This is a genomic window from Candidatus Binataceae bacterium, from assembly GCA_035308025.1.
Taxonomy (GTDB): domain Bacteria; phylum Desulfobacterota; class Binatia; order Binatales; family Binataceae; genus JAJPHI01.
Genome location: DATGHL010000033.1, coordinates 92,255 through 108,840, shown reverse-complemented (window position 1 = coordinate 108,840; position 16,586 = coordinate 92,255). Strand labels below are relative to the sequence as shown.

Genomic DNA, 16,586 nt, shown 5'->3' with positions numbered 1-16,586 from the left:
GACTGTCCGCGCCGGCCCAGACTTAACTGATTCAATCGCAATGAAAATAAAAATTCTTTTCGGGTGCCGATTCTTTCCGGCGTCAACAATGTCCGTCGCGATCCTTTGGTTGGCGCTCGCCGCGAGCGCGCGGGCGGGCGTCGCCGACGCCGTCAAATATGCGAAGCTGCCGAACGGACTCCAGGTGCTCGTGCTGGAAAACCACAAGGCCCCGGTCGCGACGCTCAACGTTTTCTACCGCGTCGGCTCGCGCAACGAGGTCACCGGCAAGACCGGCATCTCCCATCTGTGCGAGCATCTGATGTTCCGCGGCACCAAAAAGTACGGCCCCGAGGAGTTCTCGAACATTATCCAGGAGAATGGCGGCGACGATAACGCCTTCACGACCGAGGATTTCACCGACTATTTCGAGGTTATCAACCGCGACCATCTCGACGTTCCGATCAAGCTCGAAGCCGACCGCATGGCGAATTTTGCGCCGCAGGGGTTTGATTCGGAAAAATCGGTCGTGATGGAAGAACGCCGACTGCGCACCGAGGACAACCCCGAGGACGCGCTCGCCGAGATGACGCAGGCGGCCGCCTTTGTCGAGCATCCCTATCACTGGCCGGTGATTGGCTGGATGCACGACATCCAGGGCCTGACACTACAGGACGCGCTCGCCTACCACTCGATCTATTATTCGCCGCAAAACGCGATCGTGGTGGCGGTCGGCGACTTCGACGGTAATCAGGTGATGAAGCAGATCACTGATGCCTTCGGCGCTATCCATAATGGCGTCAAGCCGCCGCCGATCGACGAGCTCGAGCCGCCGCAGGACGGCGAGCGCCGCGTCGTGCTGCGACACGCGGCCAATCTGCCGGCCATCGCCGCCGCCTGGCACGCGCCCAACTACCAGAATGCGACGGACGCTTATGCCCTGGAAATTGCCGGCGAAATCCTCGGCGACGGCAAGAGCTCGCGGCTCTACAAGGACCTCGTGATGGACAAGCAGATGGTCGAAAGCGCCGACGTCGAATACGAGATGACCTCGTTCGATCCCAACCTGCTCTGGGTGTCCGCGCAGATGCGGCCCGGCATCAAGAGCGACGATGTGATCGCGGAGCTTGATCGCCAGCTCGCGCTGATACGCGATCAGCCGGTCTCGGCAGATGAACTGCAGAAAGCCAAGAACCTCGAAGAGGCGGGCTTCGTCTTCGCCCAGGATTCCGTTTTCGAGCAGGCCTCGCAACTCGGTCTCTACCAGATGCTCGGAAGTTACAAGATGGTGGATCAATACCTCGCGCAAATCGACAAAGTCACCGCCACGGACGTTCAGCGCGTCGCCAAACAGTATCTGGTCGATACCAACCGCACGCTCGGCGTGCTCGTCCCGACCGGTGTGCTGCCGCACGAGGCGGGCGGCGGGATCGGCGGCCCGGTCCATAACCAGATTGGGATCGATGGGGAGCAGCGATGAGCCGTCGTACACGAATTGCCACGGCAGTTGCGGCGCTAATCGTCGTCTTTCATGCGCTGCCGTCGTCGGCGCTCGAAATCAAGCGCAGTGTGCTGAGCAACGGCGCGGTGCTGCTGGTCTCGGAGCAGCACCAGCTACCGATGGTCTCGATCGCGATCGCGTTTGACGCCGGTGCGCGCCGCGATCCCAACGGGAAGGCCGGCTTGGCCGCACTAACCGCGGCGGCGCTCGAACAGGGCACGAAAGACCTCAGCGCGACCGCCTTCGATCAAAAGATCGACTTCATGGGCAGTTCAATCAGCATCGGCGCCGATCACGACTACGCCGTCGCCAGCATGACGACGCTTTCGAAATACAAAGATACGACGCTGCATCTGCTGGCGCAGAGCCTGGAAAATCCGGGGCTGCGCGACGCCGATATTGCGCGCAAGCAGGCGGATCAGGTGGCGGCGATCAAGGCCGCGCAGGAACAGCCGGGCTACGTTGCGCAGGTCGCGTTCCTCAAAGAAATCTTCGGCGATGAACCTTATGGCCATCCGACCACCGGCTTCGACGATACTGTCGCGAAGCTCACGCCCGACGACGTGCGCGGCTTCTATCACGCATATTACAAAGCGGGCAGCGCGGTGATCGCTATCACTGGCGACGTTGACGCCGCCGCGATCAAAGACCAGCTCGAAAAGGAACTCGGCGGCATCGCTGGGAAGGTCGCGGAGCAGGCGCCGCCGCCCGCGCCCGTCGTCGCCGACGGCATTCATCTCAAGGTGATAGATCGCACGGTGGCGCAGGCCAATCTGATCGTCGGCTCCGGCGGTATCGCACGCTCGAACCCGGACTACTACAAGCTGCAGGTGATGAATTATATCCTGGGTGGCGGCGGCTTCGCGTCCCGCCTGATGAAAGTAGTACGCAGCCAAGGCGGCCTCGCCTACGGGGTCGCGAGCGGCTTCCAGGCCTCGAAATTCCCGGGCGCTTTCCTGATCGATCTCCAGACCAAGGATCGGAGCGCGAACGAGGCGCTGAAATTGGTGCTCGAGCAGGTGCGCGAGATTCAGAACAGTCCGGTCGGCGACGCTGAAATCAGTTCGGCGAAGCGCTACCTGATCGGCAGCTTCCCCCTCAAGATCGACCGTCAGAGCGAGATTACCGGCTTCATGCTCCAGGTCGAATTGAATGGGCTCGGCCTCGATTACGCGGAACGCTATCCCAAGCTGATCGCGTCGGTGACAAGCGCGGACGTCCAGCAGGTCGCGCGCAAATATCTCCATCCCGACGCGCTCGACGTCATCGCTGTCGCCAATCAGGGCGAGGCGAAGATCGCGGTGGAGAGCTTCGCTCCACACTTGGCCTCCGCGAGCCATTGAGTCGGGCCGTGCGCCGGAGCCGGGCTACTCTTTGTGGCACATAACGTTGGGATTGCCGGCGGCGTTGCTCGCGTAGGAATCGACAAATCCGGCTTCACTGCCGGTTGAGTCGGTCGCGACGGTGTCATAGTCGCCCATGTAATCGGGCGCGACGAAACGATCCTGTCCGACGACCGCGCCGAAGCTCTGCTTGGTGATTCTCTTGTTACTCCACGACGCGCCGCCGTCGGTGGACTTTGCGCACTCGCGATCGATCAGGAAATTGTTGGGATCGCGCCGGCGATCATAAAAGCAGATCGCGAGATCACCCTTCTGGTCAGCGCCGAGCGCAGGTTCGAATTGATCGTTTAGCGGCCCGGAGCCGCTCTTGGGATTGTTGTTGACGCGGACCGGCGCGGACCAGGTGTTACCCCCATCCGCTGACGAGCTGAACTCGATATCTGCGAACGCATACGAAGCCGTCGTCGTCAAAGTGTCGGCGATGCTCACGGCGCCGTTGCTCCAGGCCAGATAAACCACCCCGGGATTTTTCGGCCCTTTGCCGATCGCGAGACTGGGGAACTCGTTCGCGCGCACAAAGCCCTGCAGATCGGCGCCGTCGCCCACCGGGGTTACGGCCGCCACTATCGTCGGCACACCAAACGACACGCCGCCATTGTTCGAGGCCGCGAGCCGGATCTGGCGCGCGGTTGCCGCCGCGCCGTTCTCGCCTGCGGCCTCGTAGGCAACATAGACCTGCCCCTGCGGGCCGACCGCAACTTGCGGACCGATGACCGCCGCCCACGGACTGGCCGCGCCGGCGCAGACCTGCTCGATCACCGTCGGCGTGCTCCAGGTAGCGCCGCCATCCTGTGACGTCACCAGCTCGATCGCGTAGCGCGGGATACTCGACCTCGAGCTGGGATCTGTTCCGCAGAAGGTTCCCGAAAAGTCGAGGTCGGCGTACGTCAGATACATCGCGGAATGGTTATTGGGATCGATCGCGAGCCAATCGTGATCGATCAGGTTCGTCCAGCCATTCTTGCTCACGGCGAGCGCCGGTACGCCGAAAGTAGCGCCGCCGTCGCTGGATTTCCCCAACGCCACGCCGCTTATGTTGGCCTGCGTGTCCGACCAGATCGCGGAATAAAAGAACGTCGAGCTGTCGGCGCAAGCGACCGTAGGCGCGCCCAGTAACGATTGATAGAAGCTCGCGGTGGGAGGCGGCGTACCCATATAAGTGAAGCGCGCGCCGCGGTCAGAAGACGCCGAAAGCCCGACCACGCTGATTCCCGCGGTACCGGCAATCGTGCGGATTTGACTGCCGGTATCGTTGAAGGCGGTGAGCACGTTATCTCCGCACCATGCCGTCGAGGTTTGACTCTGCGTGAACCCGGCATAGCGGCTCTGCGTCAGGCTGGGCTGCGAGGCGGGTTTGCTGGAGGCTCGCGCACTGGCCGTGATGGCGCCGGCGCCACCCGAGACCGGAGCAGGCGCGCTTGCGCTGCGCATCGCCTCCCAGCGATCGGCGAAGGCGGCCAAATTTCGCCCGACACTCGAGAGCCGTGTGCGATCAAAGCCGGGCATCGCCTCAAACGCGTGGGCGCGCGCGGCCAGCCGATCGAGCCGGTCGAGAGTATCGGTTGCGGTTTGCGCGAATGCCGGCGCAACCACGGCGGCTGCACACGCCGCGCTCGCGAACAATAGAGAGATGACCCGTGACGCCCATCGTAAGCAATTATGCACTCGCATCGCCGCTGACCGCCTTGGTAATGACCTTCGGTACTGCCTCATTCCAAGAGCGATGCCAGCCTACGGGAGCACTCGGCGTCAGCCGCGAAAACCCGAATTCTCCTTTTGGGACATGTTCTAATCGACAACGCAACGACCGCGCCGCAGGCCTCGCCAATCACGGCCGACGACGCGTTTCCGCCGATCTGTCCGAAAAATGGCGCCGGATTCGCGACGCGAGTAACTAATAGTAGGTGGGGGAGTATTCCTGCTGTTCGCGGTCGATCGAGCGCCGCGGCGTGCCCATCGGTGTGCCGGCGTAATGGCTCAGCAGCGTCGTCAACAGGCGGCGGAGCTTACTCGCGTAAAGCGCTCCACCGAGCCGTCGCATATCAAGTTCCGAGTCGCGGACGCCGGGAGCTCTGTACGTATTTTGAAACATGACACTGGTCTCGCTCGATGAATGCGAGATGAGGGAGCAAGCCCCGTGCCTGTGCGGCACTCCCGCTCGGTAACCTCCTGCGCAAGGACTGAACCGGCTTAATCAGCCGAACAACCGCCGCGACGCGAGCGCCGCGCCGTCGCGCAGCGCCGCCAGCTTCACCCAGACCAACTCTTCGGCGACGCTGCTCAGCCCGACCGTGGTCTCGAAGCCGCAATCCGTCGCGGCGATGATGCGCTGTGGGTCGCCGACCGCCCGCGCGGCGCGCTCGAGCCGCTCCGCCACGACCTCGGGATGCTCGACATAGTTGGTGGTCGAATCGATCACGCCCGCCAGCAGCATCATGCCGGCCGGTAGTTTCGTCCGCTCGAAACAGTGGTAGTCGTGCTCGTGGCGCGGATTCGCCATCGACAGCAGCATCGCGTCAACCTTAGCCTGCAACAGAATCGGCAGGATGTCCGGGAGCTCAACGTCGTGATGGTGCGGCCCCTCGTAGTTGCCCCAACAGACATGCAGGCGCACGCGGTCGCGCGGGATGTTTTCGAGCGCGCGGTTGATTCCGGCCACGACGAGCTCGACGAACTCCTGGAACTCGCGCAACGGCCGCTCGCCGTAGCTGACGTGGCGCTCCATCGCCAGGTCCGGCGCGTCGATTTGCAGCAGCACCAGCCCGCTGGCGACGATCGCTTCATACTCGACGCGCAGCGCGTCCGCCAGCGCCATCACATAATCTCCGAGCGTCGCATAATGCTGATTCAGCATCGCCGACGCGATAATCCCGGGCGACGGCGCGGTCATAAAAGATTCAACGAAGGCCGACTGCTGCGCTCGCGCCAGCCGCAGGTAATCAGCGATTTCCCGCTCGAGCGGCGCGCGATCGCGATAGGCTACCGCGCCAAGGGCCTGAGGCGCGTGCAGCAGGTCAACGCTCATCCCGGCGCTCATCGCCGCCATCCGCGCCGTGAAGGTCGGATACTCCCAGACGTCCTTGAAGCGCGGGCGCTCGCTGCGGCCGCCGAAGCCGCTCATGCGATGCTGCACGTAGGTGAAAAAGCTTTCGCGCGGCTGTTCGCCGTTGTTGCCGATGTCAATCCCGCATTCGTGCTGACGGCGGATAACGTCGCGAGTGGCAGCCTCGACCGCGGCCGCGAGGGCCGACTGATCAACCGGCTCGTGACGGCTCGCCCGCGCGAACATCTGACCCAGATCGCTTGGGCGGGGTAGACTACCCGCGTGGGTGGTTAGGATGCGATCTTCCGAGTGCCGCATAACGCCTCCGCGCAGCGCGCTTTCAGCCGGAGCGCGCACTTGGGAGTCTCTACATCGGCCATGCCTCGAGGACTCCGCCGCTCCTGACGTAATTAATTAAGACAGAAGAGCGCCCTACTTCTTGAATGGGCGATCGCGCTCCCCAAACGCCTCTTTTAGACCCTTCTCACGGCTCGCACGCATAAAGTTCTTCGCTGCTTCCGTCTGATGTGCAATGCAATCAAGGTCCGCGGACGACTGTTCCAACGCGCGGAAACCCTGCACGTCGAGATAACGATTCACCGCAGCTTTGTGCAGGGCCAGAAGTTCGAGCGGCACCGACGCGACCCGCCGCGCATAGTCGAGCGTCTCGGCCTCCAGCCGGTCGCGCGGGATTACGCGATTCACCAGATGCCAGTCGAGCGCCTCCTGCGCGCCCATCAGATCGCCGGTAAAGAAATACTCTTTGGCCTTGCGCGGACCCATAAGGATCGGCCACATCGAGAGCGTCGGCAGGATCCCCAGTGAGCGACCGGCTGGATGGCCGAACTGGGCGTCGTCGCTGGCGAAGACGATATCGCAATGCCCTGCGAGCTCGGTCGCACCCGCCAGGCAGTAGCCGTGAACCTGAGCGATCACCGGCTTGGGCAACGCCCATAGGCGCTGCCAGCGATCGACCATCTTCTGCAGTCCGGTGCGATCGTTATGCACGGTGAAGCCCGAGCCCGAGCGCTGCGTCGGCTGGAGGTCGTAACCCGCGCAAAAGGCCCGTCCGGCCCCGCGAATGATCAGCACGCTCGCGCTCTCGTCGCTCTCGAATTCGCTCATCACGCCGTCGAGCTCGCCGAGCAGCTTTTGCGACATCGCGTTGAGCTTCTCCGGGCGATTGAGCGTCAGGCGACTGATTTTGTCCTCGACCGTTTCGTAAACTACCGTTTCGTAATTCGCCATGGCTGCTTTCCTTTTTTAGTTGTGCGACACGAACGACTCACTGCCTGCGGAATCTCATCGGCTACGGAATTTCGGCAGGACCTCTTCGCCCAGCCGCTGGATGCACTCCATCACCTGAGCCTTCGCCGGGCCGAGCGGGACGCGCACGCGCAACACGAACGAATCGATTCCGCCGACTAGCCGATCCCAGCGATCCAGCGACTCAAGCCAATCCGCCACGTTGCCCATGATCGGATAGCCATAGGCACGCAGCTTGTCCATCGAATAGTACTCCGGTGTGCCCGCGCCCTCGCCGCTCTCGAGCATTCCCCACTTCGTATAGAACTTCCATTCCTCCAGCCAGAGTCGGCCGAAGACACGCTCCGCCTCTTCCTTCGACGACGCCAGCCAGCCGTCGCGAAAGATCGAGATGTAGGGCTTCTTGCCCGCTTTGGCGCACGCCTCCCGATAGATCGAAACCTGCGCCTTGATGCTCTCGACCGGATCGAGAAACGGCGCCATCGACCAGCCGTCAGCGAGGCGGCCCGCGCGTGCCACCGACTTCGGCGCGAAGGCCCCGATCCAGATCGGCGGACGCGGCCGCTGGAAGGGCTTCGGCGTCACGTGGATAGCGTCGAAGTTGAAGTATTTCCCGTGATGAGCAAAGGGCCCCGTGGTCGTCCAGGCCTTCTGCAAAATCTCAAGTGTTTCTTCAAATCGCCCTTCACGCTGTTTGAAGGGAATGCCCAGGTGGGCAAAATAATCCGGATGGTAGCCGACGCCGACGCCAAGGATCAGGCGGCCGCGCGACAGCACATCGATCAAGGCCGTAGCCTGCGCCAGATGCACCGGATTGTAGAGCGGCGGCATCATGATATCGGTCCCGATCTTGACGCGGCTGGTGCGCGCCGCGATCGCCGCCATCAGCGGGAGGGGACTCGGGAACATGCACTCGGTGCGCGCGTGCCGCTCCGGCACGAAGACCGCGTCGAAGCCGAAACGCTCGGCCTGCGCCGCCTCGTCGAGGAGCTGCGCAGCGAAATCGGCGCTGCGCTCCGGTGTCGGCTCGGGCTGATCGTAAGGACCGCCGTGAGTATCGGGCATGTAACCAAATTGAACCATTACCTTAAGTCCTCCGGATAGGCGTCAGGGCGCCGGGCAACAGAATCCGCGGTAACTTCGCCAGACTCGTCTCGGAAATGCAAATGCGCGAAGCCAAACGCCGCGCGGTTGACAGGGTGGGCTCTATTGCACAGACTGCGACGGTTTGCCGATGCTAAAAAAATTACTCTCCGCAGTCGCGTTGGTTATCTTCGGGGTCGGGCTCGCGCTCGTCGTGCTGGACGTTGGAATCCGCATCGCGAATCGGCGGTTTCCCTACTTCTACTGTTATGACGCCGATCGCGGATGGGGCCTCAATCCCGGCGCGCAGGGACGTTATACGCGCGAGGGCGGCTCGTGGCTCAGGATCAATCAGGACGGCTTCCGCGGCCCGGACTATCCCCGCGTCAAGCCGCCCGGCGTCCTGCGCGTCGCGGTGCTCGGCGATTCCTACGTCGAGGCGATGCAGGTTGAAGAGGACCAGACCTTCACCGCGGTTGTCGGCCGGATGCTCGCCGAATGTCCGGCCATAAAAGGCCGCAAGGTTGAGGCGCTGAATTTCGCTGTCGACGGTTACGGCACCGCGCAGGAATTGATTACTTTGCGCGACAAGGTGTGGGCTTATCAGCCGGATGTCGTCGTGCTAGCGATCTTTCTCGGCAACGACATCCGCAACAATTCGGTCGTGCTTGAAGGCGATCGCTGCCGGCCCTTTTACGTTCGCGACGGCGATATCCTGCGGCTCACCGGCCCCTTCATTACGTCGCCGAGCTTTCGGCTGTGGTGCGAGGCGCGCTTTGACTACCGCGATTTGCGACTGCTTGATTTATTCAGAAACTCTTTTGAGCTCTTCACGCATGGCGGCGGCGCGCCGACTCCCGAGCATCCGGTCGAGCGCGCGATTAATTACAGCATCTACAAACCGCCCACCGATCGGGCCTGGAGTGACGCCTGGGACGTCACCGAGAAGCTAATCGCACTAACCCGCGACGAAACCGTTCGACACGGCGCCAGGTTTCTCGCGGTCACCGAAGACACCGGCATCCAGGTCTGGCCCGATCCGCAGGTGCGCTCGCACTTTCAAAAGCATCTGGGCGTTGACGATCTTTTCTATCCCGATCGGCGCATCGCGGCACTGGGCCAACGTGAAGGTTTCGACGTCTTGACGCTGGCGCAGCCGCTCCAGGCCTATGCCGACCAGCATCACGTCTTCCTTCACGGCTTCGCGAACACGCCCAAGGGCTTCGGCCATTGGAACGCGATCGGCCATGAGCAGGCTGGGATTCTAATCGCGCGCAAGCTTTGCGCGATGCTCGGCGGCGGCCGCAACAACCTGAGCTACGGGGCCGCCGGCAATCACTGATCAGCGGGTGACCGCCCCGCCAGAATTTCCCGATAGAGCGAGAGCGTCCGCTCGACCATCGCGGCGGCGCTGAAGTGCTCGCGCACGCGGCGCAATCCGGCTGCGCCATAACGTTCGCACAGTTCGCGATCATCGAGCAATAAATTGAGCGCCGCAGCCAACGCCGCGGGCTGAGCCGGCTCGACGGTGATGCCGGTCTCCTCGTCGATCGATACGAAGGGCACTCCCGACGCGAGCCGCGTATTGACGACCGGCTTCCCGCAGGCCATTGCCTCCAGTTGCACGATGCCGAAGGCTTCGCTGCGCGCCACCGCGGGCAGCACGAAGACGTCGCAGGCCTGATAGGTGTCGATCAATTCGTCGCGGCTCAAGTCCCCGAGAAAGCTGACGCGCACATCGACTCCGGCCGCGCGCGCAGTGCGTTCCAGCCGAGGGCGCAGCGGTCCCTCGCCGACAATCAGAAGATGGCCCGCGACTCCAGCCATCGCGTGAATCAGATTTTCGAAGCCTTTGTAGTAAACCAGTCGGCCGACGCCCAGCACGATTCGCGGCCCATAGCGTTCACGGAGCTGCGCGATTCGCGCCGGGTCGCGCGGCTGAAACTCCGTCGGCTCGATCCCGTAGGGAATCACGTGGACGCGGGCGCGATTCCGCGCCAGGATCGGCGAGCTGTCGAGATAATTCGGCGAGCTCGCGATCAACGCTGCGGCTCGTCGCACGATCGCGCGCTCAATTGGCGCGAAGAGCCGCGCCAGTTGTTTTTGCCGGACGACGTCGCTGTGCCAGCCAATCACTAGCGGAGCTGCGCAACCGCTCAACAGAAGCGCCAGAGCAGGATATGGATTCGGAACGTGCAAATGAATCAAATCCGCCGGCGTGCTGCGGATCGCGCCGATCATGCTTGGACAGATTGGCGTCGAGGCTGGCGTGCCGATCGTTCCCAGCCGGCGCACCCGCACGCCGTCGAGATCCTCGGTCACGCTGCGCCGGCCGTCATTGGCGACGATCGCCTCGACAGTGGCGGCTTGCGCCAGACCGCGACACAGCGTCGCCAGATGGGTTTCGATGCCGCCGTGATGCGGCGGATAGAATTTACCGAGATGAAGAATCCACACCGGACTTTAGCCGGCGACCGTGTGATAGAGCGCCGCGGTGCGCGCCGCGGCGGCGTCCCAAGAGAATTGCTGCGCCCGAGAGATCGCCGCTTCGCGCCGGCGGATCCAGCTTGCAGGATCGCCTTCGCGCGCGCGCAGTAATTGGTCCGCCACTCTGAACAATTGCTCGACGTCACCGACCGGAGCGTAATCCGCCGCGTCGCCGCCGATTTCGCGCAACGAGCTGAGATCGCTCGCGAGCACCGGCGTTCTGCAGGCCAGCGCTTCGACCATCGGCAGCCCAAAGCCTTCCGCCTCCGAGGTGATCAGGAGAAGCGCCGCCCGCCGATAGATAGCAGCGAGCACCGCGCTGCTGACGTGCGGCACCGTCGCGATCGCATCCGCCACCCCGAGCTGCGAGGCCAACGCGGCCGCCTCGCGGGGCAGATCACCTCCGACCCGCACCAGCCACGCGGAGGGCCAGCGTTGGCGCAACCGCGCGAAAACGCCAAGCAGGATGTCGATTCGCTTGCGCCTGACGGGTGCGCCAACGTGCAAAAGCTCGGGGCGCCCGTCATGCGCCAGCCCGAGCAGCCGAGCCGCCTCGGCGTCGGCGTGCGGATTCGCCACCGGACTGAAGATCTCGTCGACGCCGTTGGCGATTACGACTGAGCGTCGCTCGTTCGCGATTCCAAAGCGAATCAGCTCGGCGCGCGTAGATGCGCTCACGCAGGAGACCGCCGCCGCGTGCGTGAGCCCGCGCAGGATTCGGCGCGTCATCGCACGAAAAATGATCGGGCGCCACTCGCGCTCGGGCTCGAGCAGACAGCGGAAGGTTTCGAGATCGTGGCAAGTCACGACGGTCCGCGCCGCCGGCAGACAGTCCACCAGATGAGCGTAGCTGTGATCGATGATGTGAAAGACGTCGAACTCCGTCCGTCGTCGTTGCAGATAAGCGGGATAATCATAGAAACGATTGATTAGGCGATCAGCATTTTCGAGCCCACGCGAGCTTATCGCGCGAAGCGTCAGACGCCGCTGCAGGAGCGGCCGGATCAGCACTGGCGTCAGTTCGCCGCCGTGGTTCCTCGCGAGCCGCTCCGCCAACGCCTCGGCGACGCGGTCCATGCTCGCCCAGCGCTCTTCGATGAAGTCGGCGATTAGCGCCACCCGCAGCGGGATCATCTTCCACGATCACAACTCAAGCGTGCGAGCGTTGACGGCTGTGAAGCCAGCGACTCGCGCTGGTCGCGACCTCTTCGATTACCTGACGCAGATCGGCGAATGCCTTATCGCGATTCCACTCGGCGTTGACGTAGTCGCGACCCAGCTTGGCCTGCGCGCGCGCCGCTTCGCAATTTGCCGCGACCCACAAAATCGCCTCCGCCATCGCGTTGGCGTCGCCGCGCGGGACAATCTGCGCCAGACCGTCGAGCTGGATCGCCATCCCACCGACGGCGGTTGCGACCACGGGCGTGGCGCAAGCCAGCGCCTCGAGCGTCGCGAAGGCCGCGCCCTCCGCGAGCGACGCCTGCGCAACGACGTCGGTACAGCGGAAATAGTCGAACACTTCGGTCAGCGGATTCACCGCCGGTCGCCCGATAGCCCATTCATCGACCTCAGGCCCGCACAGGCGGCGAGCGAGCGCGAGAAATTCCTGCCAGCCGCCGCCGAGGTTGATCAGCACGGCGTTTAAACCGCGCGCCCGCACGCTCGCGACCGCCCGGATCACCGTCTCAGGATCCTTCTCGTGGCTGATTCGGCTTGCGAACAACACCATGAAACGATCGTGCGGAAGCCCGAGACGCGCGCGCAGCGCCGTCCGCTCGCCGGCGTCGGCGGGCCGAAACCGCGCCGTATCCACCCCATAATAGCGACCGATCCCGACTCGCGAACTGTAGCGTTCGGCAACTCCGCGCACATACGGACCCATCGCGAGCGTGCGTGCGGCGAGGCGTCCATTGAGCGCGAGCAACGTGCGGATGACCGCTTCGCCGGCGAGCGCTCTGATGCGGCCGATTTGCTGCCGCTCCCGTCGGCAACGAAAGTACTCGACCGGCGCTATCCCGATGTAGGTCACGACCGGCACGCGTCGCAGCCTACCGGCCAGATTTGCATTCAGCGCGCCGCGCAAGGCCTCCTGCGCAAGAATTACGTCGAAACGCGCGGCATGGCGCATCAGCCACGCCAGCGAGCCGATTTGAAAAGCGAGCCGCCTGCCGCCGATCTCGATCAGCTCAAGCTTCAGACTGAGTTCCGCGAGGCGCTGGGCGAGGCCGCTTGCGCGGTACTCGACAGCCGGCACGACCATGGTGAGCTCGCAGATCTCGCTGAGCCCGGCGACGAAGCGAATGTCCGTGAAGCCCTCGACCAAAAAAAATACGCGCTGCGCCGCGCGCGCCGCCGCGCGACCGGGTGCGAAACTTACCGCCATCGCGCAACCGCGGCACTTTTGCGCGACGAACGTATCGCGCCGCGCAAGATCGCGCGCGTCCGGCGCAAAAGATTTGCGCGCACATGATCGGGCACGAAGCTCAAGGCCATCGCCAGCGCTGCGCGCGGGCCATGCTTCGAGCAGAGCGCCAGCCATAAATGCTCGCGCGGCGACTTGGTTCCGCCCCGCTCGGACAAGGCGAGCGCGTAGCGGAGGTGAGCATATTTCAGCCGCGCAGCGAACAGCCGTCGCCAATGCGCCAGCGCGGGATCCGCACTCAAACGCGAATAGATGAAGATCGCCGCGCACGCGGCGCTTGCGCTCTCGAGCACGCTCGCGCTCTCGCGATGAACCCGGAAGCGCGCCAGCCGCCGCGATGCGTACCAGGCCGCGCCGCCGCCGCGGCAGGCGAGATAAGTCAGCCACAGGTCGTAGGCCGGGCCGGTTTCAAGGGGAAAGTCCGACCAATCAATCGCGCTCCGCCGAAAGAGCGCCGCGACGATCGCGATGCTCTGATCGACCAGCGCAATCCGCTGAAAGTCGCGGTTGCCATATTCTCGATCCGCGAGGCGATCGCGCTTCCAGCGCCGGCTGCTAGACGCCGTCGCAGCCGCGTCGAGCGCGCCGTCAGCATCGATGATGTGATGGTCGGCGAAGGCGACGGCCAGATTCACATTCGCGTCGAGAAGCGGCGCCAGGGTCGCGAGGAGTTCCGGCTCCCAGACGTCGTCGTCGTTGAGCACGGCAACATAGTCGCCGCGCGCGTCGCGGGCTGCCGCCAGATGGTTGCCGGCGATCCCGAGGCGCTCCGGGTTGCGCCGGTAATGCACCCGCGGATCGGCGAAGGACTCCACTACCGCGCGGTTGTGCGGCGGGCCGGCGTCATCCGAGACGATTACCTCGAACTCCGCGTAAGCGCCCAAGAGAACGCTCGCGATCGCGCCACGCAGATAATCGGGCCTGTTGTGCGTCGCGATCAGCACGCTGACGCGCGGCGTCGCGGGCTTCATAGCGAGCCCCATAGCTCCGCTCGCAGTGGTCCGATCGTATGCTCCAGCGCAAAGCGCGTCCGATAGAGCGCGGCGGCGCTTGCGCCGTAACGCGCTTGCGCCGCAGGGTCGTCCAGAAGCTCGAGGAGGCGATCCGCGAGGGCCGCGGCTTCATCATCAACCAGCGCGAGCGCGGCGGTCTGCTGCCACAAACTCTCCGTCGCCGAACCGCGGTTGCTGACGATCGGTCGCCCGTGCGCAAGCGCCGCAACCAGTGTAGTCCGCCGAGCGCAAGCTCCATCAGCGTACGGTTGCAACATCAGATCGCAGCCCGAGAGATGCGCCGACGCATCGGCCGCGGGCAGATATCCGGTCGCATGAATCCGTCCTGGCAATTCGCGCGGAAGCTTCCCCAGCGTCGCGCGGAACTCGCGGCTGCCCGCGCCCATCAGCACGACTTCGAGGTTTTTCCTCGCATCCAGAATTCGCGGCAGCACCTCCGCGAGCAGACGTCGAGTCGTCCCAGGATAGGTGCTGAAGTGGCCGAGCAGTGAGCCACCAGCCGGTATCAGGCTACGCCGCAATCCGAGCACCGCGGCTTCATCGTGAAGGGCCGGAATCGTGCTTGGCAGCGGCAACCATACGGCGTCGCGCACCACACCGACCTGCCGGCGCAGCACTTCCGCCCAATATGGCGTCGAGACGAAAATGCGCGCCGCCGACCTTACGACGATCGCAGCCATGATGCGATTAACCACGCCGCGCAAATTTTGCGACCACGGCTGCTCACGTGAGATCGGGAACATGACTTCGTGGCACATCACCGTCGGTTCGCCACGACCGCGCCGCGCCGCCAGCCATGCGCAGAGTGCCACGTTCATCCCGCGCCAACCGAAGGCCTGCGGCTCATACTGGACCAGCAGACGCCCGCCACCGGCTCGCGCTATCATCGCGCCGAGCCGCGGGAGGGTGAGCGGGCCAAAGCGATCGGGAAGACGATGCAGCACAACCCCCGCGTCTTCGGACGGCAACCCGGTCGAGGGTGGCGCCCAGACATGGACCTCGTCGCCGGCGGCGGCCAAACCGCGCGCGACGCATCTGGTGTAGTCGCTGACGCCGCCGCGATCGGGCGGGTACTCACCGGTAAGAATCTGCCATATCATGCGGAATCGACGGTCCAGTTCGCGTCGCAAAACACCGGACCATCCACTGAACGTGGAATCATTCCGGTACCGTAGATATCCGCCGGAAAGACTTCGAGCGCGATCGCGTCAATGATCACGTCGAGGTCGCGCGTCATCTCGGCGAAATCGCCGAAATAGAGATCGAGCATGTAGGTACCCGGCATCAAAGGGAGGTGCTCGAAGGTGCAGCGAATCGTGCCGTGCGTCAGCGCAGGCCCGTCGCAGCCGGCGCGCGTCCAACGATTACTGACGCCCAGAATCGGCGCGCCGTTCGCGGTTTTGATCGTGACTCCGAGGATCGGCCGGATCGGATGCGGGACGGCAAAGTGCGCCTGCACCGTTAGCGCACCGCCCATCTTCGCGGCGCCTTCGAGGCCATCGGGCTGCGAGCGCAGCCGCACCTCGGTCATCAGCGGGACCGAGCCGCGCGTGCGCCCCGGATGGGCGCCGAGGTCGCGCATCCGGCGTTCGCGTAAGAGCTCGGCGCTCATATATCGCGCGATCATCGCGGCCGGCGCGCCAATCGCCTCGACGCGCCCATCGCCGATAATCATGCATGAGCGACAGAGCGACTCGATCGAGGCCAGGTTGTGGCTGACGAACAGGACCGTGCGGCCGGCGCGCGCAACTTCGTTGATCTTGCCCAGACAGCGCTTCTGGAAGGCGGCGTCGCCCACCGCGAGGACTTCGTCCACCAGCAGAATCTCCGGCTCCAGATGGGCCGCGACGGCGAACGCGAGCCGCACATGCATCCCGCTGGAGTAGCGCTTGACGGGGGTGTCGATGAAGCGCTCGACCTCGGCGAAGGCGACGATCGCGTCGAACTTGCGTGCGATCTCGGCGCGGCGCATGCCGAGAATCGCGCCGCTCAGAAAGACGTTGTCGCGTCCGGTCAGTTCCGGATGAAATCCCGTGCCGACTTCGAGCAGGCTGCCGACGCGGCCGTAGAGCTCTGCGCGACCGCGCGTCGGGGCGGTGATGCGCGCAAGGATTTTCAGCAGGGTCGATTTCCCCGCGCCGTTGCGTCCGATGATCCCCAGCACTTCGCCCGCATCAACCTCGAAGCTCACGCCGTCGAGCGCCTGCACGTACTGCGGGGCTGCGCGTTCACGCACGAAGCCCGCGCGTAACCGTCGTAGCGGCGCATTCATCGCGTGCATAACGCTCTCGCGCAGCGTGCGATTCGATTCGCGCACGCCGATTTGATAGCGCTTGCCCAAATGCTCGGCGCGGATCATCGGATGCATTTCGACGCAGACTCCCGCCGC

14 protein-coding genes are annotated in these 16,586 nt (G+C 64.1%); 3 read left to right on the top strand and 11 right to left on the bottom strand.

Translation table 11 applies throughout. From position 1 onward, the window contains the following. Positions 1–40: 40 nt before the first annotated feature. Both VKS22_10865 and VKS22_10860 read left to right on the top strand, forming a co-directional pair. Complete coding sequence (locus VKS22_10865) at positions 41–1,459, top strand: pitrilysin family protein (protein HLW71109.1); 1,419 nt, start codon at positions 41–43, stop codon at positions 1,457–1,459. Next, entirely contained in the window at positions 1,456–2,823 is a 1,368-nt protein-coding gene (locus VKS22_10860; protein ID HLW71108.1) for a pitrilysin family protein, read from the top strand. Before VKS22_10865 ends, VKS22_10860 begins: the two co-directional genes overlap by 4 nt. A 24-nt stretch (positions 2,824–2,847) precedes the next feature. Here the strand turns inward: VKS22_10860 and VKS22_10855 are convergent, their stop codons facing one another. The 5 genes from VKS22_10855 to VKS22_10835 form a co-directional block, all read right to left on the bottom strand. Next, on the bottom strand, positions 2,848–4,476 hold the full coding sequence (locus VKS22_10855) for a sialidase family protein (GenBank protein ID HLW71107.1): 1,629 nt from the start codon (positions 4,474–4,476) through the stop codon (positions 2,848–2,850). Positions 4,477–4,777: 301 nt separating this feature from the next. Then, complete coding sequence (locus tag VKS22_10850) at positions 4,778–4,924, bottom strand: hypothetical protein (protein HLW71106.1); 147 nt, start codon at positions 4,922–4,924, stop codon at positions 4,778–4,780. A gap of 153 nt (positions 4,925–5,077) precedes the next feature. Beyond that, the gene (locus VKS22_10845; protein HLW71105.1) at positions 5,078–6,244 is read right to left on the bottom strand and encodes a cobalamin-independent methionine synthase II family protein; all 1,167 of its coding nucleotides are present in this window, start codon (positions 6,242–6,244) and stop codon (positions 5,078–5,080) included. Positions 6,245–6,358: 114 nt separating this feature from the next. Further along, positions 6,359–7,174 (bottom strand): enoyl-CoA hydratase-related protein, encoded by an 816-nt coding sequence (locus VKS22_10840; GenBank protein HLW71104.1) that lies wholly within the window; start codon positions 7,172–7,174, stop codon positions 6,359–6,361. Positions 7,175–7,228: 54 nt separating this feature from the next. Further along, positions 7,229–8,275 carry an LLM class flavin-dependent oxidoreductase gene (locus VKS22_10835; protein HLW71103.1) on the bottom strand — a complete coding sequence of 349 codons (1,047 nt, stop codon included), beginning with the start codon at positions 8,273–8,275 and terminating at the stop codon, positions 7,229–7,231. Positions 8,276–8,426: 151 nt separating this feature from the next. Between VKS22_10835 and VKS22_10830 the strand changes: the two genes are divergently transcribed. Then, positions 8,427–9,617, top strand: coding sequence for an SGNH/GDSL hydrolase family protein (locus VKS22_10830; GenBank protein HLW71102.1), 1,191 nt, complete (start codon positions 8,427–8,429; stop codon positions 9,615–9,617). Here VKS22_10830 and VKS22_10825 read toward each other — a convergent pair. The 6 genes from VKS22_10825 to VKS22_10800 are packed head-to-tail and all read right to left on the bottom strand — an operon-like array spanning position 9,611 to position 16,565. Further along, positions 9,611–10,732 (bottom strand): glycosyltransferase, encoded by a 1,122-nt coding sequence (locus tag VKS22_10825; GenBank protein HLW71101.1) that lies wholly within the window; start codon positions 10,730–10,732, stop codon positions 9,611–9,613. The genes VKS22_10830 and VKS22_10825 overlap by 7 nt on opposite strands. Before the next feature lie 6 nt (positions 10,733–10,738). Continuing rightward, a complete protein-coding gene (locus VKS22_10820; protein HLW71100.1) occupies positions 10,739–11,896 on the bottom strand; it encodes a glycosyltransferase family 1 protein in 1,158 nt (385 codons plus the stop codon). 16 nt (positions 11,897–11,912) lie between these two features. After that, entirely contained in the window at positions 11,913–13,145 is a 1,233-nt protein-coding gene (locus VKS22_10815) for a glycosyltransferase (GenBank protein ID HLW71099.1), read from the bottom strand. Beyond that, entirely contained in the window at positions 13,136–14,155 is a 1,020-nt protein-coding gene (locus VKS22_10810) for a glycosyltransferase family 2 protein (protein ID HLW71098.1), read from the bottom strand. The genes VKS22_10815 and VKS22_10810 overlap by 10 nt, the downstream gene beginning before the upstream one ends. Then, positions 14,152–15,297, bottom strand: a complete 1,146-nt coding sequence (locus VKS22_10805; GenBank protein HLW71097.1) for a glycosyltransferase family 4 protein — start codon at positions 15,295–15,297, stop codon at positions 14,152–14,154. The genes VKS22_10810 and VKS22_10805 overlap by 4 nt, the downstream gene beginning before the upstream one ends. Then, the gene (locus VKS22_10800; protein ID HLW71096.1) at positions 15,294–16,565 is read right to left on the bottom strand and encodes an ABC transporter ATP-binding protein; all 1,272 of its coding nucleotides are present in this window, start codon (positions 16,563–16,565) and stop codon (positions 15,294–15,296) included. The genes VKS22_10805 and VKS22_10800 overlap by 4 nt, the downstream gene beginning before the upstream one ends. Positions 16,566–16,586 lie beyond the last annotated feature (21 nt).

Excerpts from the sequence above, each read along its gene's own strand:
- VKS22_10835 (HLW71103.1), bottom strand. The coding sequence starts at position 8,275 with ATGGTTCAATTTGGTTACATGCCCGATACTCACGGCGGTCCTTACGAT.
- VKS22_10865 (HLW71109.1), top strand. The coding sequence starts at position 41 with ATGAAAATAAAAATTCTTTTCGGGTGCCGATTCTTTCCGGCGTCAACA.
- VKS22_10810 (HLW71098.1), bottom strand. The coding sequence starts at position 14,155 with ATGAAGCCCGCGACGCCGCGCGTCAGCGTGCTGATCGCGACGCACAAC.
- VKS22_10845 (HLW71105.1), bottom strand. The coding sequence starts at position 6,244 with ATGCGGCACTCGGAAGATCGCATCCTAACCACCCACGCGGGTAGTCTA.
- VKS22_10805 (HLW71097.1), bottom strand. The coding sequence starts at position 15,297 with ATGATATGGCAGATTCTTACCGGTGAGTACCCGCCCGATCGCGGCGGC.
- VKS22_10860 (HLW71108.1), top strand. The coding sequence starts at position 1,456 with ATGAGCCGTCGTACACGAATTGCCACGGCAGTTGCGGCGCTAATCGTC.
- VKS22_10840 (HLW71104.1), bottom strand. The coding sequence starts at position 7,174 with ATGGCGAATTACGAAACGGTAGTTTACGAAACGGTCGAGGACAAAATC.
- VKS22_10830 (HLW71102.1), top strand. The coding sequence starts at position 8,427 with ATGCTAAAAAAATTACTCTCCGCAGTCGCGTTGGTTATCTTCGGGGTC.
- VKS22_10850 (HLW71106.1), bottom strand. The coding sequence starts at position 4,924 with ATGCGACGGCTCGGTGGAGCGCTTTACGCGAGTAAGCTCCGCCGCCTG.
- VKS22_10820 (HLW71100.1), bottom strand. The coding sequence starts at position 11,896 with ATGATCCCGCTGCGGGTGGCGCTAATCGCCGACTTCATCGAAGAGCGC.
- VKS22_10815 (HLW71099.1), bottom strand. The coding sequence starts at position 13,145 with ATGGCGGTAAGTTTCGCACCCGGTCGCGCGGCGGCGCGCGCGGCGCAG.
- VKS22_10800 (HLW71096.1), bottom strand. The coding sequence starts at position 16,565 with ATGCATCCGATGATCCGCGCCGAGCATTTGGGCAAGCGCTATCAAATC.